Origin of the sequence: Flavobacterium resistens (assembly GCF_900182645.1) — a bacterium.
Lineage (GTDB): Bacteria > Bacteroidota > Bacteroidia > Flavobacteriales > Flavobacteriaceae > Flavobacterium > Flavobacterium resistens.
Genome location: NZ_FXTA01000005.1, coordinates 98,683 through 120,025, shown reverse-complemented (window position 1 = coordinate 120,025; position 21,343 = coordinate 98,683). Strand labels below are relative to the sequence as shown.

Genomic DNA, 21,343 nt, shown 5'->3' with positions numbered 1-21,343 from the left:
GATTTAAGTTTTAATGAGAAATAAAAAAGTATTTTTTGTAAAATACTGCTTACTAAGTTATGAAATTATTTCAAGTTTTATGTTTTAATTGTTTGGTTAAGTGGTTTTTATGTTGCTGGGAAATTTGTTTTTCGTGAAGTGATTATTGGAGGAAAGCCAAGTTTAAATAAAAAACCCTTAAACATATTGCTTAAGGGCTTTATTTTTTATTTGTAGATATAGCGTATTTATTCCTCATTCTGTAAACTGTCAGCTGCAGAAATCTGATCCAGAATATTCGTTTGATTTGGCGAAATGTAATTTTTGTTTTCGATGGTAGCCTCTTTCTTAAAAAGAAGATCTAATGCATTATATAGTTTTAATAAAACATCTCTGTCTGCTTTTTCGATTTCTAAAGCAGTATTAAAATTAAAAACATAATTATTCGAATTTCGTACTTCGACTTTTATTGTTTTTGATGTGATTTTAAATTTAACTATATCCATACGTGTGTAAATTACTTAATTGCAAGATACTAATTTAATAAAGTTCCTTGTAAAATAATGAGTTTATTAAAATAAAAAACCCCTAAACATTGCTGTTTAAGGGTTTTGCCTTTTGTAGCGAGGACGGGAGTTGAACCCGTGACCTCAGGGTTATGAATCCTGCGCTCTAACCAACTGAGCTACCTCGCCTGGACTACAAGTGGAATGATTTCCTCATTGCGGGTGCAAAGATAAAAATAATATTAAAGCATACAAGCATAAAATGAAGAAAAAAAAATATTTTTAAAAACGCATTGTTTTTGGACATATATTCTTATATTTCGAAAAAATTAAACGCAGCACATGGATTCAAAAATACGTTACGAAATCGAGTTCCCGATCAATTCTTCGCCGCAATTATTGTATCAATATATATCAACGCCTTCAGGTTTGTCTGAATGGTTTGCAGACAATGTAAATTCAAGAGGTGAATTTTTTACCTTTATTTGGAATGACTCACAGGAAAAAGCGCGTTTGGCATCTAAAAAAACGGGTGAAAAAGTAAAGTTTAAATGGGTTGACGAAAGTAGTAAGGATACGGAGTATTTTTTTGAACTTCATATTTTAGTTGACGAATTAACTAAAGATGTGTCTTTAATGGTAGTTGATTTTGCTGAAAAAGAAGAAGTAGGAGAGGCTAAACAATTGTGGGAGAATCAAATCTCAGACCTAAAACATCTTATTGGTTCTGTTTAGTATAAAACTATTTTATCCCTTATATTTGCCCTGAACAAAATTCAGGGTTTTTTTATGATCAATTTTAACGGAAACGTAACGCAGGAAGAAAATATATTAATTCAAAATCGTGCCTTTTTATACGGAGATGGCGTTTTTGAAACAGTGAAGATTTTAAACAATAAAATTTTATTTCTGGAAGATCATTATTTCCGCTTAATGGCTTCGATGCGTGTGGTTCGAATGGAAATTCCAATGAATTTTACTATGGAGTATTTTGAAGAACAAATTTTAAAACTTGTTCAGGAAAAAAATATTTCGAATTCAGCAAGAGCTAGAATTACTGTTTATAGAAATGATGGCGGTTTATATTTGCCAAAAACAAATGAGGTTTCGTTTTTAATTCATGCAACGCCGCTTGAAAACACTTTGTATGTTGTAAATACGGCTGAATATGAAGTGGATTTGTATAAAGACTTCTATGTAACTAAACAATTATTATCGTCGATTAAAACGACTAATAAGATGATTAATGTAACGGGAAGTATTTTTGCTCATGAAAATGGTCTGGCTAACTGCATTTTAGTAAATGATACAAAAAATGTAGTAGAAGCTCTTCAGGGAAATTTATTCATGCTTACAGGAAAGAAATTGATCACTCCTCCAATTTCTGAAGGTTGCTTGAATGGAATTATGCGTAAACAAATTTTGGCTATAGCTAAAAAAGTAGAAGGCATAGGAATTTCCGAAGAAATAATTTCACCGTTCGATCTTCAAAAAGCCGACGAATTATTTCTGACAAATGTAATCACGGGAATACAACCGATAACTAAATATCGAAAAAAAGATTTTACAAGCAATCTGGCTCATTTATTAGTGCAGAAGCTAAATGAATCCATATCTGAAAATTAATTCAGATATGGGTTTTCAGGTGCGTTAGACCAAATAAGATAATCACCACCAAGCTCAATGATTTGTTCTTTCCAAAAGTGAGTGGTCGATTTTCCGATAATTTTGTTTTTGTAATTATTATCGGCAATGATCCAGGAGTTTCCCTGCATTTCATTTTCAAGCTGATTCTCATCCCAACCTGTATAGCCCAAGAAAAAACGAATGTTATTTTTACTGATAGATCCGTCGTTTATTAAGTCTTTCGTGGATTCAAAATCACCACCCCAATAAATCCCATTAGAAATCTCGACACTATTCGGGATCAGTTCAGGAATATTGTGAATGAAATATAGATTGTCCTGTTCAACAGGGCCTCCGTTGTATATTTTGAAGTTCGCATCAATCTCCGGTATTAAATCATTAATAGTGTATTTTAAAGGCTTATTAATGATAAAACCAATTGATCCTTCCTTGTTATGGTCTGCTAATAAAATTACCGATCTGTTAAAAGATAAATCTCCAATTATTGAAGGCTCGGCAATAAGCAGGTGTCCTTTTTTTAATTTTTCTGAAATCATACGGCTACAATTTTTATTAAATTTAATCATAAAATTTCAGAATACCCAAAAAAAATCGTTAAACCGCATAAAAAAACCCTCCATAAGGAGGGTTTCAATTATATTATAAGTTTAGAGAACTTTCTTACTTAGTTCACTGCACCTTCTAATTCAGCTCCTGCTTTGAATTTCACTACATTTTTAGCAGCAATTTTGATAGTTTTTCCAGTTTGTGGATTTCTACCGTCTCTAGCAGCTCTAGCAGATACTGACCAAGATCCGAAACCTACTAATGAAATTCTTCCTCCTTTTTTCAAAGTAGTTCCTACATTTCCTAAAAATGACTCTAAAGCTAATTTTGCCGCAGCTTTTGTAATTCCTGCATCAGCAGCGATAGCATCGATTAATTCTGATTTGTTCATAATAATTAGTTATTAATTGTTGGTTAAAAAAAATTGTTAATACACAAATTTAGTAGGAAATCCGTTGCGTGCAAGTGTTTTCTCTAATTTTAGTAATAATTGTTAATAACTTGCTTTTTTTGTTCATAAAGCAGGTTGTTCATCGATGAAAATCAGGTAGAAACCCCTGTTTTACTGAGCTTAATACATCTTGGCGTCATCAGAAAAAGTGATGCCGTTTAAGATTTCTACCGCCTGCATTCTCTTTTTTCCTGGAAATTGTAAGCTTAAAAGCTGTATGAAGCCGTCTTTTACTGCAATTTTGATTTCTTTTTTGTTGCTAATCAGTTTTCCTGATTCGTATGAATGAGCTTCTGAAACTAATTTTGCATCGTAAATTTTAATATTTAATTCCTCATTTTTATCTTTCAAAAAACACCAAGACGCAGGATACGGACTTAGACCGCGAATTAAATTATTGATTTCGTTGCCAGATTTCGTCCAGTCGATTTTACAGTTTTCTTTGTTTAGTTTGTATGCTGTTTTGATTTTATCATTGTCTTCCTGAATTGTTGTGGTAACATTTCCGTTTTCAATAACTTTCAAAGTATCAATTACAGTTGTGCTTCCTAAATTCATTAAACGGTCATGCAATTGCCCGGCATTTTCTGTTGGCTCAATTGCAATTTCCGAATTTAAAATCATTGCTCCGGTATCAATTTTATCATCAATAAAGAAAGTTGTAACTCCTGTTTTGGTTTCTCCATTAATAATAGCCCAGTTTATTGGTGCCGCACCGCGATAATTTGGTAATAAAGAAGCATGAAGGTTGAAAGTTCCTAAACTTGGCATTTCCCAAACTACTTTTGGTAACATTCTAAAAGCAACTACAATTTGCAAATTGGCATTCAACGCTTTTAATTCTGCTAAAAAACTCTCGTCTTTTAAATTGGTTGGCTGTAATAAAGTAAGGTTGTTTTCTAAAGCGTATTCTTTAACGGCTGAATATTTTATTTTTTGTCCGCGTCCGGCTGGTTTATCAGCAGCTGTAATAACGCCAACAACATCATAATTGTTTTTGATAATGGTATCCAAAATGCCAACGGCAAACTCCGGAGTTCCCATAAATATAATTCGTAATTTTTCCATTATGTTCTTAAAGTGTATTTATTGTTCGCTAAAATAACGATATGATTGTTTTCTAATAATTCCTGAAGAACTAAAATCACATCTTTAGCGTCTAGTTTTATTTGACTCTGAATTTCTCGCGAAGTTAAGGCAGTTGCTTTTAATAAGTGCAGAATTTTATCAGCAATAGAATCGGCTTCGGTAATTTTTCCTTTTTGTGTAATGCAATAGGAGCAAACGCCGCAATTCGATTTTGTTTCTTCTCCAAAATAATCCAAAACCAATCTATTCTTGCACGTTTTGTCTTCTTTTATATAATAGAGTACAGACGAAAGCTGATCGCGTTTCAGTTTATTTTGTTTTTCCAGGTATTTTGAAACTCGGTTTATTGTCAAATCATCTTCGCGTACTTCATTAAATAAAATAGTTGCGTCGTTGTTTTTAGATTTATATTCAATAATATCTTTTTCTTTTAATTTTTCTAAAAGTGTTGTTACTTGTTCTTCTGTATGATTTGATTTTTTAGCAATCAGTGAAAGATTAAGTGGTGTTTTCATTTCATGAACTCCCGGATAAGTTCTTAAAATTGCTAAAAGAATTTCTTCATCATTCGGATTCAGGCTCATGTATCGAATCACTTCTTTGGATTCAATTAAAAACTGCATCGTAACTTTTTCCGAAAACTCCTGAGACATTGTAATAATTCCCTGTTGATTTAAAAACTGTAAAGCATTATAGGTTTTTAAAGTCGGAAAATCATATTTATGACAAAAATGATTCATTTTAAAAGAAAAAGAATCGTCTAAACCTTCACCATAAGCAATCTGGAAATAACTGCAAAGTTTGACATACATCGTTTTTAGAAATTTTTTATCTGGCAGAACATTTATGAATTGCTGTTCTGTTTGGTTTGCATCAGAATTATTGAATAATAGCACCGAAAATGCTTTTTCGCCATTTCGTCCCGCGCGTCCAGATTCCTGATAATAATTTTCTAAGTTTTCAGGAAGTTGTGTATGAATAACCGTTTTTACGTTGTCTTTGTCGATTCCCATTCCAAAAGCATTTGTAGCCACAATAACCTGCGCTTGTTCCGACATCCACAATTGCATGTTTTTATCTTTTTCCTGAGATGAAAGTCCGCCATGATAATAAGTCGCTTTGAAACCTAAGGATTGTAATTGCGTCGACATATTTAGGCACGATTTCCTGTTTCGCACATATATAATAGAAGGCTGCGGATTTTTCTTCAAAATTTGTTCAACACGATACAATTTGTCTTCGACTTCAAAAACCATGTACGCAATATTTTTTCTTTCGAAAGATTGCTGAAAAAGTTTGGTGTCTTTTAATCCTAATTCTGTTTTAATGTCTTCAACAACTCTTGGCGTTGCAGTTGCAGTCAAAGCCAAAAACGGAATTTTAGGAAAGAATTTTTTTAATTCGGAGATTTTTAAATAAGCCGGTCTAAAATCGTGACCCCATTGCGAAACACAATGCGCTTCGTCAATAGCTATTAAATTTATAGGAAGATTTTTGATGCGTTCTAAAATCCAATCCGATTGTAAACGCTCTGGAGAAAGGTAAAGGAATTTATAATTGCCGAATTGACAATTGTCCAGAAGATCAATAATTTCTTCAGTATGAATTCCGCCGGTAAGGGCAATGGCTTTTATATCTCTTTTTTGAAGATTCGCCACCTGATCTTTCATCAAAGCAATCAAAGGTGAAACGACTAAACAAATTCCTTCACGCATCATGGCAGGAACCTGAAAGCAAATTGATTTTCCGCCTCCGGTTGGTAGCAGTGCAAAAGTATCTTGCCCTTCTAATACCGATTCAATAATTTCTTTTTGAAGCGGTCGGAAACTTTCGTGTTTCCAGTATTTTAAAAGAATTTCTTGTGCTTCCTGCATGGCCAAAGTGTTAAAGTTAAAAATTTAGAAATCAGTTTCTAGTTTTGCAACTTTAAACCCGCCACTAAATTTTATCTAAGATATAAAGAATTCTGTTTTCAACCGTATCTTTTGGAACTTCAATTAAATCGTACCCGTATTTTTTATACGTTTCGATAAGATGTTTTTGAATTTCAAGTGCCTGTTCGAAATTTTCGTAACGCTCTGTGTCGCTCTGATAAATCTCTTCCCAAGGCGGTAAAATAAAAGTTTTAGAATATTTGTAATCCTCGCAAGCTTTAGTAAAATTCTCTGGATATTCGTCGCCAATATAATCCATATAAGCTACAACATCAGGAATTCCTCGATCAATAAAAACTACATTATCAGGTTCTTGTGCAGCGTTTTTAAATTGCTGAATGCGCCCTTCTAATAACATTTCGCTAAATAATAATGGCTGTTCCAAAAACAATTGCTCGATGCCTCTTTTTTGAGCTTCGAGTGTAACTTCTCTAGAAATTTCAGGGTAACAACAGTAGCCACGAGCTACTAATTCGTTTATCAGCGTAGATTTTCCTGTACCAGGACCGCCAAGGAGAACTATGATTTCTTTTTGCACTATTCTAAAAATAAAGGGCAAATTTACCTAAACTTATTCATAATTAAAAAGAATATTTATCAGAAGCGAAAAATTTGGCATTTTCAGCCGACATTGGCTCTTATTGTTAGTATTCTTGGTTCGGTAAAACATTCCTGTAAACTGGACTGAAGTCCAGATTTAGGGATGATTTTTTAAATACATATAAGGTTTTGAAAATCTTACGGAAAACAGAATGAAAAATTTAAAATTTTGAAGAGGTTTAGTTATTACTCACAAAACAAATACTTCCCTGAATCCTTCCCTTTTTTATTAGAAGGAACAATCAAATGCGATTCAAATCTCTTTCCGTTCAAAACATTATTCACAAAATCCAAAACATATTGTTGTCCTTGATGAAAAAGATAACCGGAGAATTCATGTCCGCCTCCACAGAAGGTAATTAGTTCAACATCTTTGTGCAAATCATTCATTTGATTGTAAACCGCATAAGATCCAAAAAGGATCAGCCAGCCTGAAGCATTTGTTGGGCAAGAACGATGTGAACCTGCGCTGTACGGAACTGTGTCGTCATTATTTCCGTGTGCCAGTAACATCGGAATTGCTTTTTCTTTTGTAATCAAATTAATATCCTGAATCGCGCCCGAACCACCAATGAAACCTTTGTATTTGAAGTTTTCCGGCAAATTGCTTTTGTATAAATTCATTAATTTATAATCCCAAAACGAAGCATGGAAACCAATTTCGGCACCAGCACTAATTCCGGAAATAAAGATTTTTGAAGTATCAAGATTGTATTTTTCGGCGTTTTCGATTAAAAAACCAGTCGCTTGCCACATATCGCTTACGCCAATCTGAATTGCTTTTATCTTTTTGGTCAAAGTTCCTTTGCATCCAAAATCTTTTCCTTTCATATACAAGCTGTACGAAATGCTGGCAACCGCATAGCCATTTTGCGCCATAAACATTCCGAATTCTTTTTCGCTGGTACGTTCTCCGCCTGAAAACCCTCCGCCAAAAGCAAACATAATCAACGGGATTTTTTCGTTAGATTTTTTCTTTGGCAGATATAAATCTAAATCCAGTTTTAAAGTGTCATTTTGAAAATAAGTTAAGGTTTTGACTTCCTGAGCTTGAATGTTGTAAAAAGTGAAAAATGTAAAAAGTAAGAAGATGATTTTTTTCATTGTGATCTGTTTTAATCTCGTAATCCCGATAATTATCAGGAGCAAATTGGCAAAGTATTTCAAATATAAACGTTTGCCACGAATTTCACGAATTTATGCGGATTTAAATTTTAGAAACAGTTAGAAAATTAGTGAAATTTAATGAAGAGATTTACAGCAATATAATTAGCGTTAATTAGTGAAATTCGTGGCGAAAAAACGACTATCTTTTCAATGGAAAAAATCTAAAATCTAAAATCTAAAATCTGAAATCAAAAACGTATATTTGCGTTTATTTTTAATTACGAATGGAGAACGATAAAGAAAAAAATACAGCCGAATTTTACGATAGATTAAAATTAGAGCTTGATAACGCAAACACTTGGCCTGCAGAATATTTATATAAATTCATTGTGCCATCTGTAGCAGATAATGTAGAGCGTGTTGAAAAAGCTTTTGACAGAATGGGGGCAGTTATTAAAACAACAAAATCTAAAACAGGTAAATTTACCAGCGTTTCTGTTGATGTTACGATGCACAGCTCAGATGATGTGATTAGTAAATACAAAGAAGTTTCTACAATAGAAGGTATAGTTTCATTATAACTTATGATCGAAAAATATAAAAAAGAAGCCGCAAGTGACGTTGTTTATAATTTGGAATACAATTCTGAAAGACAACGTTTGATTATTCCGGAGTATGGTCGTCATTTACAAAAATTGATTGACCAGGCTACTGCAATTGAGGATGATGAAACGCGAAACAAAGCGGCGAAATACATCATTCAGGTTATGGGAAGCTTGAATCCGCATTTGCGTGATGTGCCGGATTTTCAGCATAAATTATGGGATCAGCTTTTTATTATGTCTGATTTCAAATTAAACGTTGAATCTCCATATCCAATTCCATCAAGAGATGTTTTGCAGTTGAAACCAGATGCATTACAGTATCCGCAAAATTTTCCAAAATACAGGTTTTACGGAAACAACATCAAATATATGATTGATGTGGCGAATAAATGGGAGGAAGGCGAAATGAAAAATGCCTTGGTTTTAGTTATTGCAAACCACATGAAAAAATCGTTTTTGAGCTGGAATAAAGACACCGTAAAAGATGATGTGATTTTTGAACACTTGTACGAATTGTCAGGAGGGAAAATCAATTTATTACAAAGCACAGAAGAGCTTTTGAATACAACTGATTTAATGCGTACCAACAAACGTGTGTCAAATAAAACGACTCCGGGAGGACAGCCAAAAATTCAAAGCAACAAAAACAATAATAAAGGCGGAAAAAAACCTTTTCAAAAAAACAATAATCAGAAATAAAAAAGGGGCTAAGATACTAAGGAACTAAGATGCTAAGATTTTTTAGCTTAGAACCTCAGAATCTCAGAACCTTAGAACCTAAAAGAAATCTATGGGAATTTTTAAAATCGAAGGAGGAACTCCTTTAAAAGGAGAAATCACTCCGCAAGGAGCAAAAAATGAGGCATTACAAATTTTATGTGCCGTGCTTCTAACAGGAGATAAAGTAAAAATTAATAACATTCCTGATATTATAGACATCAATAAATTAATCACTTTGTTGGGTAATTTAGGGGTGAAAATTCAACGCAATGAGCCGGGATCAATTACATTTCAGGCAGATGAGGTTAATGTTGGATATTTAGAAACTGAAGCTTTCAAAAAAGAAGGTGGAGCACTTCGCGGTTCTATTATGATTGTTGGGCCGCTTTTGGCTCGTTTCGGAAAAGGATATATTCCAAAACCAGGTGGAGATAAAATTGGTCGTCGTAGATTAGATACACACTTTGAAGGTTTTATCAATCTTGGAGCAAAATTCAGATACAATAGAGAAGATCACTTTTACGGAGTAGAATCTCCTGAAGAAGGATTAACTGGAACAGATATGCTTTTAGACGAAGCTTCTGTAACGGGAACTGCAAATATTGTAATGGCTGCGGTTTTAGCAAAAGGTAAAACTACAGTTTACAACGCTGCCTGCGAACCATATTTACAGCAATTGTGTAAAATGTTGAACTCTATGGGAGCAAAAATCACAGGAGTTGGTTCAAACTTATTGACTATCGAAGGTGTTGAAAGCCTTGGAGGATGCGAACACAGAATTCTTCCTGATATGATTGAAATCGGTTCTTGGATTGGTCTTGCGGCTATGACAAAAAGCGAAATCACAATCAAAAATGTGAGCTGGGAAAATTTAGGTTTGATTCCGAATACTTTCAGAAAATTAGGTATTACAATCGAAAAACGTAACGACGATATTTACATTCCGGCTCATAAAGACGGATATGAAGTAAAAACAGATATCGACGGTTCTATTTTAACTATTGCCGATGCACCTTGGCCAGGATTTACACCTGACTTATTAAGTATTGTTTTAGTTGTAGCAACTCAAGCAAAAGGGGATGTTTTAATTCACCAAAAAATGTTCGAAAGCCGTTTGTTCTTCGTGGACAAGTTAATCGATATGGGAGCAAAAATTATGTTATGTGATCCGCACAGAGCTGTGGTTATGGGGCACAATTTTGAATCTCAATTAAAAGCAACTACAATGTCGTCTCCTGATATTCGTGCGGGGATTTCATTATTGATTGCTGCTCTTTCTGCAAAAGGAACAAGCACAATTCAAAACATCGAGCAAATCGATCGTGGATATGAGCGTATCGATGAGCGTTTAAGAGCAATTGGAGCAAAAATTGTGAGAGCTTAAAAAAAAGTTAACCACGAATTCACGAGTTTAAATCTTCAGAGATTATCAAAAATAATTCGTGATCCCGATAGCTATCGGGAGTGGCGAAAAAAAATAGTCTAAATGACAAATGAACAAAAAGCTATAAAAGCTACTATCTTTAGTATAGCTGGAAATACCTGCCTGGCCCTTGTAAAAGGTCTCGCAGGTTTTTTTGGCAATTCATATGCCTTGATTGCGGACGCGATCGAATCAACGACGGATATATTTTCGTCCTGTTTGGTTTTATTTGGAATCAGGTATTCTAACAAACCGGCCGATGAAAATCATCCTTATGGACACGGCCGTGCAGAACCTTTGATAACATTTTTAGTTGTCGGGTTTTTAATTACTTCAGCAACTATTATTGGGTACGAAAGTATTGCTAATATTGGCACTTCTCATGATTTGCCAAAATCATGGACTTTATATGTTTTGGGAGCAATAATTATTTGGAAAGAATACTCGTTTCGTGTTGTAATGAAACGAAGCAAACAAACTAATAGTTCCTCTTTAGCAGCGGATGCCTGGCATCATCGGAGTGATGCTATAACTTCTGTTGCAGCATTTATCGGAATTTCATTTGCCCTGATTATGGGAAAAGGTTATGAATCGGCAGATGATTGGGCAGCGCTTTTTGCAGCATTTTTCATCTTATATAACAGCTATAAAATTTTCAGACCTGCACTTGGTGAAATTATGGATGAAAATTTAAACGATGATTTGGTAGAAGAAATCCGTGTCGTTGCTTTGAAGGTTCCAGGAATTTTAGGAACAGAAAAATGTTTTATTAGAAAAGCCGGAATGCGTTATCACGTTGATCTTCACGCAATAGTTTCGGCAAGTATTTCTGTAAAAGAAGGACATGATTTATCGCATAAACTCCAAGACACTTTAAAAGAACAGATTCCGCAGTTAGGAAATGTTTTGATACATATTGAACCAGATGATTATCATTCTTAGAGGTTCTAAGATTCTAAAATACTAAGGTTCTAAGTTTTTTTCTTTGTCAAAGTTTTAAACTTTGACAAAGATTAATTAAGTAATTAAGAAGAAAAATTTAAATCTGCTAAAATCCTTTTTAAATCTTCGTGCAATAGAAATTTAGAACCTTAGCACCTTAATCTAACACATTTAAAATCTTCAACCCAAACACAACTCCATTTTGCTGAATGCCGCCTTGGAAAGAATGGACATAATCAACTCGGAACAATTTAAATTTTCCGAAACCTAAATTGTCTAAGCCAACTGTAAACTCAGAATATGGTTTTCGATCCGGAATCGCTAAAGTGTGAAATCCAATATTCATTGTCGATTTTAAAAGATTAATCAACGGAATTTTATTGGTAATAAATCCCATATCATTATGCTCCAAATGCATCTCGAAATAAGCGTCATTTGTTGAGTTTGAATAATATGGCATTAAATTGAAAACATTCAAATAACGATCTGTTGTGCCAATGTGAGTTTGATTTCCGTTGAAATGTCTGTAATCCATAAAAGCGATATTTTCTGCATTATAGAATTTTCCGGCTCTGAAATTTGTTCCAAGAATTCCTTTGTTTCCAAGTGATAAATCATATTGAACAGAAGCGCCAATTCTTTCAAATTCATATTTTTTCTCACTTGCGGCAAAAGCTTTTTCAAAAATTAAATAAACGGTTGGATATTTTTCGTTTCTAACATTGAACCTTCCGTCAGGTCTTGAAATGTATTTGTTTCCAAAATTAATTCGGGCACTTAAAGCAGTTTTGAATAAATGATGCTGGTCAAAAGCTGAAGATGTAAAATCATTTGGTGCCAACGGATTATTAGATGAATAAATATCGTCTTGTTTAAAGAAAGAATAATCAGTGGTATTGAAGAGCGGTTTTCGCTGCTCGTAGGCAATTTTTGCATTCAGATTGATTCCGTTTGCTACATCCTGGCCGTAATTAATTTGAGCAAATTCCAAATTATACAACTTCATATAATTATCTTTAAAAAATAAAGAAGCTATCGAATTGACAAATTTTGTAATAGGTTCGGCGCCATTAAACTGAGCGGTTTTTGTTCCTCCCGAAGCCGAAATGTAGGCATAATTGATATTGTTGAATCTGTGACTGAAGTCTCCCGTTATGCGCAAACGATCATCAGAGAAACCATAATTGAAAGTAGTGCTTATTGATGTGCTTTTTCCTTTTTCTTCATTCCACTTTCTAAAAGAAAAACCAGAATCTAAATTGAAACCCTGAACGGTATTAAAACTTAATGAGCTTATGTTTAATAAACCCTTATAATCAAAAGAATAACTTTTAAAAGTGTTTTTATAATTGTAACCCATTAAAATATCCCAAACTTTGAATTTGTTGTTTTTTGCATCAATAGAATCGGTGTACTTTTGGGATTTTCTGATAGTTTGCAAACTGTCTTTTTTGGTATAATCTGTACTTTCTTCAATAGTTAAAGGAATAGGACGGATTTGATTCCAGAAAGCATCATCTTTTTTATTAGCATTTGGTTCAAAAGCTACGATTTCATTTCCAAAAGTTTTCTTTTCGAATGAAACAGGAAATTCATAATTAGAATACACATAGTTAAATGTTCCCGAAAATTTTATTCCGAAAACACCAGCGTTAAAAGAAAGTGACTGCGCGTTTTTTGACCATATTTTGTTAGCCGAATTATAACTGAAACTCTGTTTTAAATTCATAATTTCAGTAAATTCATTTTTCATTCGATAGCCTTTAATGTCCAAATCAATAGCATAAATGGCAAAACTGTCATCTACAATATAAATGTAACCTTCAAAAACAGGTTCTTTATCGCGTTTTGGAATTACTTTGATTTTAAAGATTTGATGTTTGTTGTCATCATAAAAGCTTCCTTCAAGTTTGTATTTATAATAACTGAAAGCATTATCAGCAATAGGTGAAATGAGTTTGATATCAAAATCTAAAGTATTGTCATAAAAATCATAAGTTGATAAAGCTGCAGTATTATAACTATATCCTCGATTATTTCCGGAGATTTTAGAAGCAATTATTTTCTCTTTTAATTTGTCTGGTTTTTCAAAAGTAATTTTCGAAACCGTTTCAGATAAATATAAAATTCCGGTTCCGGTAGAGTCTAAATTAGATGCCATATCAGCACCAAGGTCAACTTTTTTGCCTAAAATCTTTTTCGGTAGATCTTTGACTTTAAACATTCCTTTTGAGTAGAAATCGGCTGTGTAGCGTCCTGTTTTATCGGAATTGTCTTTTTTGTTTGAAATTGCACTTTTGATGATCGCATCAGCCGGATTATTTTTCGGATCAATGATTACTTCATTTAATGCAAAACTTTCCTCGAGCATTTTTACATCAAGAGTGATTGTTTTTGAATCTGAAGCGACAGCCAGTTTTTGAGTTTTAAAACCCAGATACTGAAAAATGATTTTGTTTTTACCAAGCTCTTTTACATTTAGCTGATACTTTCCCTGTTCGTTTGAAGTGGTTCCTGTATACGTGTTTTCTTCAAAAACAGAAACAAATGGCAATGGGTTCCCTTTTTCATCGGTAATAGTTCCTTTGATTTGGGCAAAATTTGAAACTGAAAAAAATAAGAAGGCAGATAAAATAAAGTTTTTCATGTAAGTGGTTTATCTTACAAAAATAGAATAACTTGAATCTGAGCTTATTAATAATTTGTTAAAAATGCTTTACAGAAAAGATTGAATAGCTAATTCATAGCTTTTGAGACCGAAACCTAAAATAACACCTTTTGCATTTCCAGATAAATACGATTGATGTCTGAAACTTTCTCGTGCATAAGTATTCGAAATATGAACTTCGATTACAGGAGTTGTAACCGCTTTCATCGCATCTCCTAAGCCTATAGAAGTGTGTGTATATGCGCCGGCGTTCAGAATAATTCCATCAAATGAAAATCCAACTTCCTGAATTTTGCCAATCAATTCGCCTTCAATATTGCTTTGATAATAAGAAAGCTCAACGTTTGGAAATTTCTCTTTCAACGTTTCAAAATAATCTTCAAAAGTTTGGCTTCCATAAACTTCTGGTTCTCTTTTTCCTAAAAGATTTAAATTGGGTCCGTTGATAATGCAGATTTTCATAAGTGTTTAATTAAATTAAAGTATTGAATCATTTTACATTTTACAGAAAACAATTCACAAGTATGTAAAAATAAAAAAACCGCACTAATTAATAGAGCGGTTTTTATAAAAGTATGTGAAATATTTTTAGAACATGAATCCTGCAGAAAGTTGAACTACTGAATTTCTAACATCTGCATTTGGAGAAGCATCTGTTAATCCTAAACTGTAACGTCCTTGAAGAAAAATGCTTTCTGTAAGTTTTAACCCTAAACCTGCATTAAGAGCAAAGTCAAATGTGTTAGCATCGTCAAATCGTACATCATTTTTTTGACTTAATAAAAATGAAGCCTGCGGACCAACCTCTAAACTTAATGATTTTGTCATATAAATTTTTGCCATTACAGGAATTGACAAATAAGCTAATTCATTTTTAAAATCTTCCTGAGCATCTGCAAATTTATAAGTTGCTCCTTGTGTAGAATATAAAAGCTCTGGCTGAATCGCAAATTTTTCTAATAATTTCACTTCAGCTACTAGACCAGCATGAAAGCTCGTGATTCCATCTTTATCAAATGCCACACCATTTAATGATGCATCACCAGGCTGACTTGCAAAGTTAACCCCAGCCTTAACCCCGATTTTTAATAATTGTGCGTGTATTGCAGTTGATGCTGCTAAGAACATTACAGCTGCTAAAAATAGTTTTTTCATAAAAATGTCTTTTAAAAATTGGTATTTATTATGTTATCTACAATTCAAAACTACATTATTTGACTTTTATTGTTTTACATTCTGCTTTTAAAAATTATCAAAATTCTCACGTATATGATATTTTTTTAATTTTTTATGGTTCTAATTAAGAGTACTAATTTATTTGTTAAAAACCTATTTTATTTTTAATAGGTAAATTTTTATATTTGATTTATTAAATTTTAACCCAAAACAAATTAGAATGAAAAAAATTATTTTATCTGCCATTACAGTAATGGCTTTTGCATTTAGTAATGCTCAGGAAACTAGGTTTGGAATAAAAGGAGGTCTTAATATTACGAGTTTTGCCGGAGGAAATTATTGGGACACTAAGTCTTTGGTTGGCTTTCAAGTTGGAGGTTTTGCTGAGATTAAAATTATTGACAGATTATCAATCCAACCAGAGGTGTTGTTTTCTACTCAAGGAGCAAAATTGGACAATTTAAATATCGATAGAAAATTAAATTATATCAATGTCCCAGTTTTAGCTAAATTTTATATTACAAAGCAATTTACTGTAGAAGGAGGTCCTCAATTAGGATTTTTAGTTTCAGCAAAAAGTGAAGGTGAAGATATTAAAGATTGGTATAAATCGGTAGATACTGGGTTCAATTTTGGAGCTGGTTATAATTTTACAGATAATGTTTCTGTAAATCTTCGTTATACAGTTGGTTTATCTAATATTGCGGATTATGAAGTTGATGATATTGAAGAATATTACGACAGCCCAAAAAATAGTGTTTTGGCCTTGACATTAGCATATAAATTCAAATAATTGTTCAAATTATATTTAAAAAGCCTCCTAATCAGGAGGCTTTTTTTTTCTCCTTATATTATTTTTCTGTTAATTAATTTGAACAAACAAAAAAATGATAAGAATAAAAAAAATATTTTCATCTGCTTTTACAGTTGTAATATATGGATTTGCGAATGCTCAAAAAGTTAAATTAGGAGCAAACTGAGGTTTGAATTTCAATCAAATTTTAAAAACTTCATAAAGAAATTTTGCATTTACGTTTTTACGTAAGGTTTTTCGTTATGGTGCTTCTATATTTGGTCCATTAATTTTAACCAAAAATAAATTGTAATGAAAAAAATTATTTTATCTGCAGTTGCAGTTATGGCATTTTCTTTTGCAAATGCTCAGGAAGGACATTTTAAAATTGGAGCTCATGTTGGTATACCTCTAGGTGATGCTGGGGATGCATATTCTGTAAATTTGGGTGCTGATGCGGCCTATCTTTGGAATGTGTCCGATAAATTTAGCGCAGGTGCAACTACAGGATATACTACGTTTATTGGCAAAAGTCAGCATTATGATTTTGGCATGGGTCTTAGTGGTGACTTGACAGCTCCAAATGCAGGGTTTATTCCAATTGCTGGAACGGCGCAATATTCTTTAACAGAAAATTTATTTGTTGGAGGAGATTTGGGTTACGCAATTTATGCAGGTAGTGGAGATGCAGATGGAGGTTTTTTATATCAGCCAAAATTTGGATATCAAAACCCTAAAATTGAATTGTTTCTTGCTTATAAATCAATTTCTAATGATGGAACACTTTCTTCATTGAATTTAGGTTTTAACTATAAATTTTAGTTTTTAAATTATAAACAATCAAAACCTTCCCATAATTAGGAAGGTTTTTTTGTTTTTGAAAGTTTTTTCTTTTGTTTTTATATTTAATTGTAGTTTTTTTACTATAATTGTATAATTTTAACCACTAAGATTATTATATATGAAAAGAAATTCTAAAATGTTAATGTTGAGTGTGCTCTGTTTGACAGTTTTTTCAGCTTGTGATGAGCAAAGCGAAAATGCTTCTGGTCAGTCAAATAAGGAAAATGCCAAATTAGAAGTAAATAATTTGTATGATTCAAATTCTAATCTAAAACGAGAATTTGGAAAAGCTTTAGTTAAATCTTTAAGTGAAAGTAAATCTTTACGAGATTTAATTAAAAATGAATCTTTAAAAATGTTTGATAATGATTATGAAGTTTTATATCAAATGATTAAAGATGAGAAATTAGAAAACAATTTGACTGTGAGACAAAGTATTCTTCAGAATCTAGGTAATGAGGACTTACTAAATAAAATTGAATTAAACAATCCAACTTTAACAATCTTGGTTCCAGAATTACCAGAAAATTCTTTTTCTGCAAAATTATGGGACACACAAAATCAAATCCCAAAAGTAGCAATAAGCTTACATACATCTAATGACGTTCCAATCATTAATTTGGATGGTTCTGAGGAAATTATTAAAGCTCAATATATTCCTTCTTTTCCTGTTATTGTTTTAAAAGACAATGAGCGAATAGTGATAAATAATAATTCTACGAATAAAAATCTTAAGACTAATAGTGTTGCTGTTATTAATGGAACAAGTTATAAATTCTTAGATGATTGTTTTGATGGCTCTAAAAAAATAAATAATACTGCTCGTATAGTTGTTATTCCAGCATTAGACCCGACTGTAGTAACAGCATTTAATACTTATACTGCTCTGAATGTAGATGGTTGGCAGAGGGATTATATATATTATGGTATAACACCCAATACACCAAAAGGTCCATTTAAATATGATTTTCAAGAAACAATAAAAACATTTTCTTTAGAGGGAGATTTGGCATCAGCTCATGACAAAATAAGTGACCAGACAGGTGATCCTAACTTACCAGTTAAAGCTATTAGCGGTAATATTGGGGCATCAATTACATCTTGGACTGGAGGTAATTACGAATTTAAGATTCGCATAATAGTAAATGGTAAAAATGGAGTTGGATCAGAAATAATAAAATATTTCAATGCAAGAGTTCAAGATTTGTTCGATTTTAATTATGTTATGAAGCATATTACTGTATATGAAAGAAGGCTAAATGGATTTAAAAAAATGAATCTTAATATCCCAATTTTTAATTGGGACTTAGATCAATATGCATCTACGATAAAAATAGATATAGAAGAGATGGATTTAACGGAAACAACAGTTTTGACAGAGTCAAGAGCAGTTGAATTTGCATCTAATTTTGGAGTTGAAGTAAGTGGCAGTATTCAAGAATATGTAAAAATTGGACTTAAGTATGGTACTAGTCAAAAAGTTAATACAACCAGTACAGTACAAAGAACTTTTACGCAAGGAAATGACTTGCTTGGAGATGTTATAGTGAATTTTGCAGATAATGTGATTATTAGTAGGCAACCTAATACGTATACAACTAGGGAGTATAGTTCAGGTCTATATTCTATTACAGTAGAGCCTATTCGTGTACAATAGAATTGTTTTTATAATTGTGATTAAAACCTTCCTCTTAATTTCAGGAAGGTTTTTTTATTTCTAAAAAGTATTTACTTTGTAATTATGAATTGGGACCGATATATAAAAGATTATCAATCGTATTTGCGAATTGAAAGAGGCTTATCTAAAAACACAATCGAAAACTATGGCTTTGATATAGAGCGGTTATGCCTTTTTTTAGAGCAAAATAAGATTGAGGTTTCTCCAGTAAAAATTTCAGATGAAACTTTGCAACAGTTTATTTATTCGGTTGCAAAAGAAGTAAATCCGCGTTCACAGGCCAGAATAATTTCGGGGTTGAAGAGCTTTTTTAATTATTTAATCTTTGAAGATTATAGAAATGATAATCCTCTGGAATTAATCGAAAGTCCAAAAACTGGGAGAAAATTACCTGATACTTTATCTGTTGAAGAAATAGACGCCTTAATCGCAGCGATTGATCTAAGTTCGAATGAAGGAGAACGAAATCGGGCAATACTTGAAACCTTGTATGGTTGCGGTCTTCGTGTTTCAGAATTAACGACATTAAAAATATCGGATTTATATTTTGATGAAGGGTTTATAAAAATTACAGGAAAAGGAAATAAAGAACGTTTTGTGCCAATTGGAAAACTAACCAAAAAGTACATTGAAATTTATAAAGATGAAGTGCGCCCTAATTTGATTATAAAAAAAGGATTTGAAGATACATTGTTTTTAAACCGACGAGGAAATCAGCTTACCCGTGCTATGATTTTTACTATCATAAAAGATTTGGCAGTAAGAGTTGGTTTGCATAAAAATATTAGTCCGCATACATTGCGTCATTCTTTCGCGACGCATCTTTTAGAAAATGGCGCCGACTTAAGATCAATTCAATTAATGCTCGGTCATGAATCGATTACAACAACCGAAATTTATGTGCATTTGGACCGAAGTTTTTTAAAGGAAGTAATGCATACTTTTCATCCAAGAAAGTGATTTTTTTTGCTTTAAAGCTAATTTTTATTTCAAAAATTAATATATTGTATGATAATTTCTACTAAAAGCAAATAAAATCGACGAACTGCGCGTTTAATGATTTAAGAGGCAAAAATGACTCAATTTTGCATAAATGTTATTATATGGTTTTTGATTTGTATGGAAATGAAGATTGTCTGGAAGTAAATAATTTTTACAAAAAATTGTTGGCTGAAATGCCTGATTTGCTTTTTCAATTTGTAATCGATAACAATAACAACTATTCTTTTCCCCTTGTCAGCAAATCGGCTGATGATATTTTTGAGATTTCTGCAAAAGAATTTACTAACGATATTAAATTTATTGTCTACGATAGAATTTTTCCGCAGGATCGTGATTTGTTTTTTCAGTCTTTAGTTAAAGCACGAAAAGAAATTAAGCCTTGGGAAGTTGAGTTTAGAGCAGTTTTGCCAAAAAAAGGACTTCGCTGGTTTAAAGTAGCTTCAAAAACGGAATTATCTGCTGATGGAAATGTGAGTTTTTTTGGTCATGTTTCTGATATTACAGATTTAAAAGATAAAGAAGAAAGGCTTCGAATATCCGAAGAACGTTTTCAGTTTGCTTTAGACGCTTCTACAGTTGGAATTTGGGATTGGGACATGGTGACCAATCAGGTTTTTTATTCTTCGCTTTCGCTTAAAATTTTAGAACTAGAATCAACAGATGTTTTTGACGATCCGGAACGTTGGGACAAAATTGTTCATCCTGACGATCTTCCAAAATATTATTCAGATATTCATGAGCATTTTGATAACAAGATTCCATATTATGAAAATTACCATCGGGTAATGACTTCAAGTGGGAATTATAAATGGATTCTCGATCGCGGAAAAGTGATTAAACGTGATGAAAATGGCAAGCCTTTGCGAGTAATCGGCACACATACCGATGTTTCTCAGCAAAAAGAAAAAGAACTGGAGCTTTTAAAAACAATGAAGCTATACAGTGATCAAAATAGCCGGTTGCTGAATTTTTCGCATATTGTTTCACACAATCTAAATACTCAGGCTGGTAATATAAAATCAATTTTAGACTTTATAGATGCCGATGTAGATAAACAAACCATAAGCGAAATGTTGGTTCATTTAAGGACCGTTTCGAATGATTTGAATGACACAATCTCAAATTTAACACAAATTGTAAAAACCCAAAGCAATATCAATATCGCGGTTGTTCCCTTGAAGCTTTGTGAATATATTGAAAAAACAATTGCCACAATCAAAGGTTATGATAAGCGAAAAAACGTTACGATAGTAAATAATGTACCGAATTATTTGACCATTAATTTTAATCCGGCGTATCTTGAAAGTGTTTTGCTGAATTTTACAACAAATGCAATTAAATATGCACATCCGGATCGTGATCCTTTGATTATTTTTGATTTTGCGATTGAACCTGATGGTTACAAATCGTTGAAGATTACTGATAATGGTTTAGGAATCGATTTAGCGATCCATGGCGATCTTTTATTCGGAATGTATAAAACGTTCCATAAACATGAAGATGCTCGTGGAATTGGCTTATATATCACCAGAAATCAAATCGAAGCCATGAAAGGAAGTATTTGTGTTGAAAGTGAAGTGGGGGTTGGGACAAGTTTTAAAATTATATTTGGCGATTTGTAATTTCATTTTTTC

General features: G+C 32.5%; 21 protein-coding genes and 1 tRNA gene. 11 read left to right on the top strand and 11 right to left on the bottom strand.

Annotated elements, in window-relative coordinates; all coding sequences use genetic code 11:
* Nucleotides 1–227: 227 nt before the first annotated feature.
* Nucleotides 228–485: a hypothetical protein gene (locus FN795_RS17520; RefSeq protein WP_035649773.1), complete on the bottom strand. Its 258-nt coding sequence runs from the start codon at nt 483–485 to the stop codon at nt 228–230.
* Between the two features lie 115 nt (nt 486–600).
* Nucleotides 601–674: transfer RNA gene (locus tag FN795_RS17515), tRNA-Met, on the bottom strand.
* A 153-nt stretch (nt 675–827) separates the two neighbouring features.
* Here FN795_RS17515 and FN795_RS17510 point away from each other — a divergent pair.
* Nucleotides 828–1,220, top strand: a complete 393-nt coding sequence (locus FN795_RS17510) for an START-like domain-containing protein (protein WP_026727620.1) — start codon at nt 828–830, stop codon at nt 1,218–1,220.
* Nucleotides 1,221–1,274: 54 nt separating this feature from the next.
* Nucleotides 1,275–2,111: an aminotransferase class IV gene (locus FN795_RS17505; protein ID WP_142451832.1), complete on the top strand. Its 837-nt coding sequence runs from the start codon at nt 1,275–1,277 to the stop codon at nt 2,109–2,111.
* On the opposite strand, the gene FN795_RS17500 is transcribed toward FN795_RS17505, so the two are convergent.
* From FN795_RS17500 to FN795_RS17475, 6 genes are all read right to left on the bottom strand, one after another.
* Nucleotides 2,108–2,668 (bottom strand): YqgE/AlgH family protein, encoded by a 561-nt coding sequence (locus tag FN795_RS17500; RefSeq protein WP_026727618.1) that lies wholly within the window; start codon nt 2,666–2,668, stop codon nt 2,108–2,110. The genes FN795_RS17505 and FN795_RS17500 overlap by 4 nt on opposite strands.
* A 128-nt stretch (nt 2,669–2,796) precedes the next feature.
* A complete protein-coding gene (locus FN795_RS17495; protein WP_012022249.1) occupies nt 2,797–3,069 on the bottom strand; it encodes an HU family DNA-binding protein in 273 nt (90 codons plus the stop codon).
* A 180-nt stretch (nt 3,070–3,249) separates the two neighbouring features.
* The gene (fmt, locus tag FN795_RS17490; RefSeq protein WP_142451831.1) at nt 3,250–4,197 is read right to left on the bottom strand and encodes a methionyl-tRNA formyltransferase; all 948 of its coding nucleotides are present in this window, start codon (nt 4,195–4,197) and stop codon (nt 3,250–3,252) included.
* Nucleotides 4,197–6,092 (bottom strand): RecQ family ATP-dependent DNA helicase, encoded by a 1,896-nt coding sequence (locus tag FN795_RS17485; RefSeq protein ID WP_142451830.1) that lies wholly within the window; start codon nt 6,090–6,092, stop codon nt 4,197–4,199. The genes fmt and FN795_RS17485 overlap by 1 nt, the downstream gene beginning before the upstream one ends.
* Before the next feature lie 64 nt (nt 6,093–6,156).
* Nucleotides 6,157–6,690 carry an AAA family ATPase gene (locus tag FN795_RS17480; RefSeq protein ID WP_035649762.1) on the bottom strand — a complete coding sequence of 178 codons (534 nt, stop codon included), beginning with the start codon at nt 6,688–6,690 and terminating at the stop codon, nt 6,157–6,159.
* 248 nt (nt 6,691–6,938) lie between these two features.
* On the bottom strand, nt 6,939–7,856 hold the full coding sequence (locus FN795_RS17475; protein ID WP_142451829.1) for an alpha/beta hydrolase family protein: 918 nt from the start codon (nt 7,854–7,856) through the stop codon (nt 6,939–6,941).
* Nucleotides 7,857–8,143: 287 nt separating this feature from the next.
* Between FN795_RS17475 and FN795_RS17470 the strand changes: the two genes are divergently transcribed.
* The 4 genes from FN795_RS17470 to FN795_RS17455 all read left to right on the top strand — a co-directional run bounded on the left by FN795_RS17470 (nt 8,144) and on the right by FN795_RS17455 (nt 11,549).
* Nucleotides 8,144–8,440 (top strand): DUF493 family protein, encoded by a 297-nt coding sequence (locus FN795_RS17470; RefSeq protein ID WP_142451828.1) that lies wholly within the window; start codon nt 8,144–8,146, stop codon nt 8,438–8,440.
* Between the two features lie 3 nt (nt 8,441–8,443).
* Nucleotides 8,444–9,163: a DUF4290 domain-containing protein gene (locus tag FN795_RS17465; RefSeq protein WP_142451827.1), complete on the top strand. Its 720-nt coding sequence runs from the start codon at nt 8,444–8,446 to the stop codon at nt 9,161–9,163.
* 91 nt (nt 9,164–9,254) lie between these two features.
* Nucleotides 9,255–10,568: a UDP-N-acetylglucosamine 1-carboxyvinyltransferase gene (gene murA / locus FN795_RS17460; RefSeq protein WP_035649754.1), complete on the top strand. Its 1,314-nt coding sequence runs from the start codon at nt 9,255–9,257 to the stop codon at nt 10,566–10,568.
* A gap of 102 nt (nt 10,569–10,670) precedes the next feature.
* A complete protein-coding gene (locus tag FN795_RS17455; protein WP_142451826.1) occupies nt 10,671–11,549 on the top strand; it encodes a cation diffusion facilitator family transporter in 879 nt (292 codons plus the stop codon).
* A gap of 157 nt (nt 11,550–11,706) precedes the next feature.
* Here the strand turns inward: FN795_RS17455 and FN795_RS17450 are convergent, their stop codons facing one another.
* The 3 genes from FN795_RS17450 to FN795_RS17440 form a co-directional block, all read right to left on the bottom strand.
* Nucleotides 11,707–14,196 (bottom strand): DUF5686 and carboxypeptidase regulatory-like domain-containing protein, encoded by a 2,490-nt coding sequence (locus FN795_RS17450; protein ID WP_142451825.1) that lies wholly within the window; start codon nt 14,194–14,196, stop codon nt 11,707–11,709.
* Between the two features lie 69 nt (nt 14,197–14,265).
* Nucleotides 14,266–14,679 carry a type II 3-dehydroquinate dehydratase gene (aroQ, locus tag FN795_RS17445; protein WP_035649746.1) on the bottom strand — a complete coding sequence of 138 codons (414 nt, stop codon included), beginning with the start codon at nt 14,677–14,679 and terminating at the stop codon, nt 14,266–14,268.
* 126 nt (nt 14,680–14,805) lie between these two features.
* Nucleotides 14,806–15,372, bottom strand: a complete 567-nt coding sequence (locus FN795_RS17440) for a porin family protein (protein WP_142451824.1) — start codon at nt 15,370–15,372, stop codon at nt 14,806–14,808.
* A gap of 241 nt (nt 15,373–15,613) precedes the next feature.
* Between FN795_RS17440 and FN795_RS17435 the strand changes: the two genes are divergently transcribed.
* From FN795_RS17435 to FN795_RS17415, 5 genes are all read left to right on the top strand, one after another.
* Nucleotides 15,614–16,186, top strand: a complete 573-nt coding sequence (locus tag FN795_RS17435) for a porin family protein (RefSeq protein ID WP_142451823.1) — start codon at nt 15,614–15,616, stop codon at nt 16,184–16,186.
* Nucleotides 16,187–16,498: 312 nt separating this feature from the next.
* The gene (locus tag FN795_RS17430) at nt 16,499–17,008 is read left to right on the top strand and encodes a porin family protein (protein ID WP_142451822.1); all 510 of its coding nucleotides are present in this window, start codon (nt 16,499–16,501) and stop codon (nt 17,006–17,008) included.
* 139 nt (nt 17,009–17,147) lie between these two features.
* Nucleotides 17,148–18,686 (top strand): hypothetical protein, encoded by a 1,539-nt coding sequence (locus FN795_RS17425; protein ID WP_142451821.1) that lies wholly within the window; start codon nt 17,148–17,150, stop codon nt 18,684–18,686.
* A gap of 84 nt (nt 18,687–18,770) precedes the next feature.
* Nucleotides 18,771–19,667, top strand: coding sequence for a site-specific tyrosine recombinase XerD (gene xerD / locus FN795_RS17420; protein ID WP_142451820.1), 897 nt, complete (start codon nt 18,771–18,773; stop codon nt 19,665–19,667).
* Between the two features lie 143 nt (nt 19,668–19,810).
* Nucleotides 19,811–21,331: a PAS domain-containing sensor histidine kinase gene (locus FN795_RS17415; RefSeq protein WP_142451819.1), complete on the top strand. Its 1,521-nt coding sequence runs from the start codon at nt 19,811–19,813 to the stop codon at nt 21,329–21,331.
* Nucleotides 21,332–21,343 lie beyond the last annotated feature (12 nt).

Coding starts and splice junctions, on each gene's coding strand:
- xerD (WP_142451820.1), top strand. CDS start 18,771: ATGAATTGGGACCGATATATAAAAGATTATCAATCGTATTTGCGAATT.
- FN795_RS17485 (WP_142451830.1), bottom strand. CDS start 6,092: ATGCAGGAAGCACAAGAAATTCTTTTAAAATACTGGAAACACGAAAGT.
- FN795_RS17510 (WP_026727620.1), top strand. CDS start 828: ATGGATTCAAAAATACGTTACGAAATCGAGTTCCCGATCAATTCTTCG.
- FN795_RS17505 (WP_142451832.1), top strand. CDS start 1,275: ATGATCAATTTTAACGGAAACGTAACGCAGGAAGAAAATATATTAATT.
- FN795_RS17455 (WP_142451826.1), top strand. CDS start 10,671: ATGACAAATGAACAAAAAGCTATAAAAGCTACTATCTTTAGTATAGCT.
- FN795_RS17430 (WP_142451822.1), top strand. CDS start 16,499: ATGAAAAAAATTATTTTATCTGCAGTTGCAGTTATGGCATTTTCTTTT.
- FN795_RS17415 (WP_142451819.1), top strand. CDS start 19,811: ATGGTTTTTGATTTGTATGGAAATGAAGATTGTCTGGAAGTAAATAAT.
- FN795_RS17470 (WP_142451828.1), top strand. CDS start 8,144: ATGGAGAACGATAAAGAAAAAAATACAGCCGAATTTTACGATAGATTA.
- FN795_RS17475 (WP_142451829.1), bottom strand. CDS start 7,856: ATGAAAAAAATCATCTTCTTACTTTTTACATTTTTCACTTTTTACAAC.
- murA (WP_035649754.1), top strand. CDS start 9,255: ATGGGAATTTTTAAAATCGAAGGAGGAACTCCTTTAAAAGGAGAAATC.
- FN795_RS17450 (WP_142451825.1), bottom strand. CDS start 14,196: ATGAAAAACTTTATTTTATCTGCCTTCTTATTTTTTTCAGTTTCAAAT.
- fmt (WP_142451831.1), bottom strand. CDS start 4,197: ATGGAAAAATTACGAATTATATTTATGGGAACTCCGGAGTTTGCCGTT.
- FN795_RS17500 (WP_026727618.1), bottom strand. CDS start 2,668: ATGATTTCAGAAAAATTAAAAAAAGGACACCTGCTTATTGCCGAGCCT.
- FN795_RS17435 (WP_142451823.1), top strand. CDS start 15,614: ATGAAAAAAATTATTTTATCTGCCATTACAGTAATGGCTTTTGCATTT.
- FN795_RS17495 (WP_012022249.1), bottom strand. CDS start 3,069: ATGAACAAATCAGAATTAATCGATGCTATCGCTGCTGATGCAGGAATT.
- FN795_RS17520 (WP_035649773.1), bottom strand. CDS start 485: ATGGATATAGTTAAATTTAAAATCACATCAAAAACAATAAAAGTCGAA.
- FN795_RS17425 (WP_142451821.1), top strand. CDS start 17,148: ATGAAAAGAAATTCTAAAATGTTAATGTTGAGTGTGCTCTGTTTGACA.
- FN795_RS17465 (WP_142451827.1), top strand. CDS start 8,444: ATGATCGAAAAATATAAAAAAGAAGCCGCAAGTGACGTTGTTTATAAT.
- aroQ (WP_035649746.1), bottom strand. CDS start 14,679: ATGAAAATCTGCATTATCAACGGACCCAATTTAAATCTTTTAGGAAAA.
- FN795_RS17440 (WP_142451824.1), bottom strand. CDS start 15,372: ATGAAAAAACTATTTTTAGCAGCTGTAATGTTCTTAGCAGCATCAACT.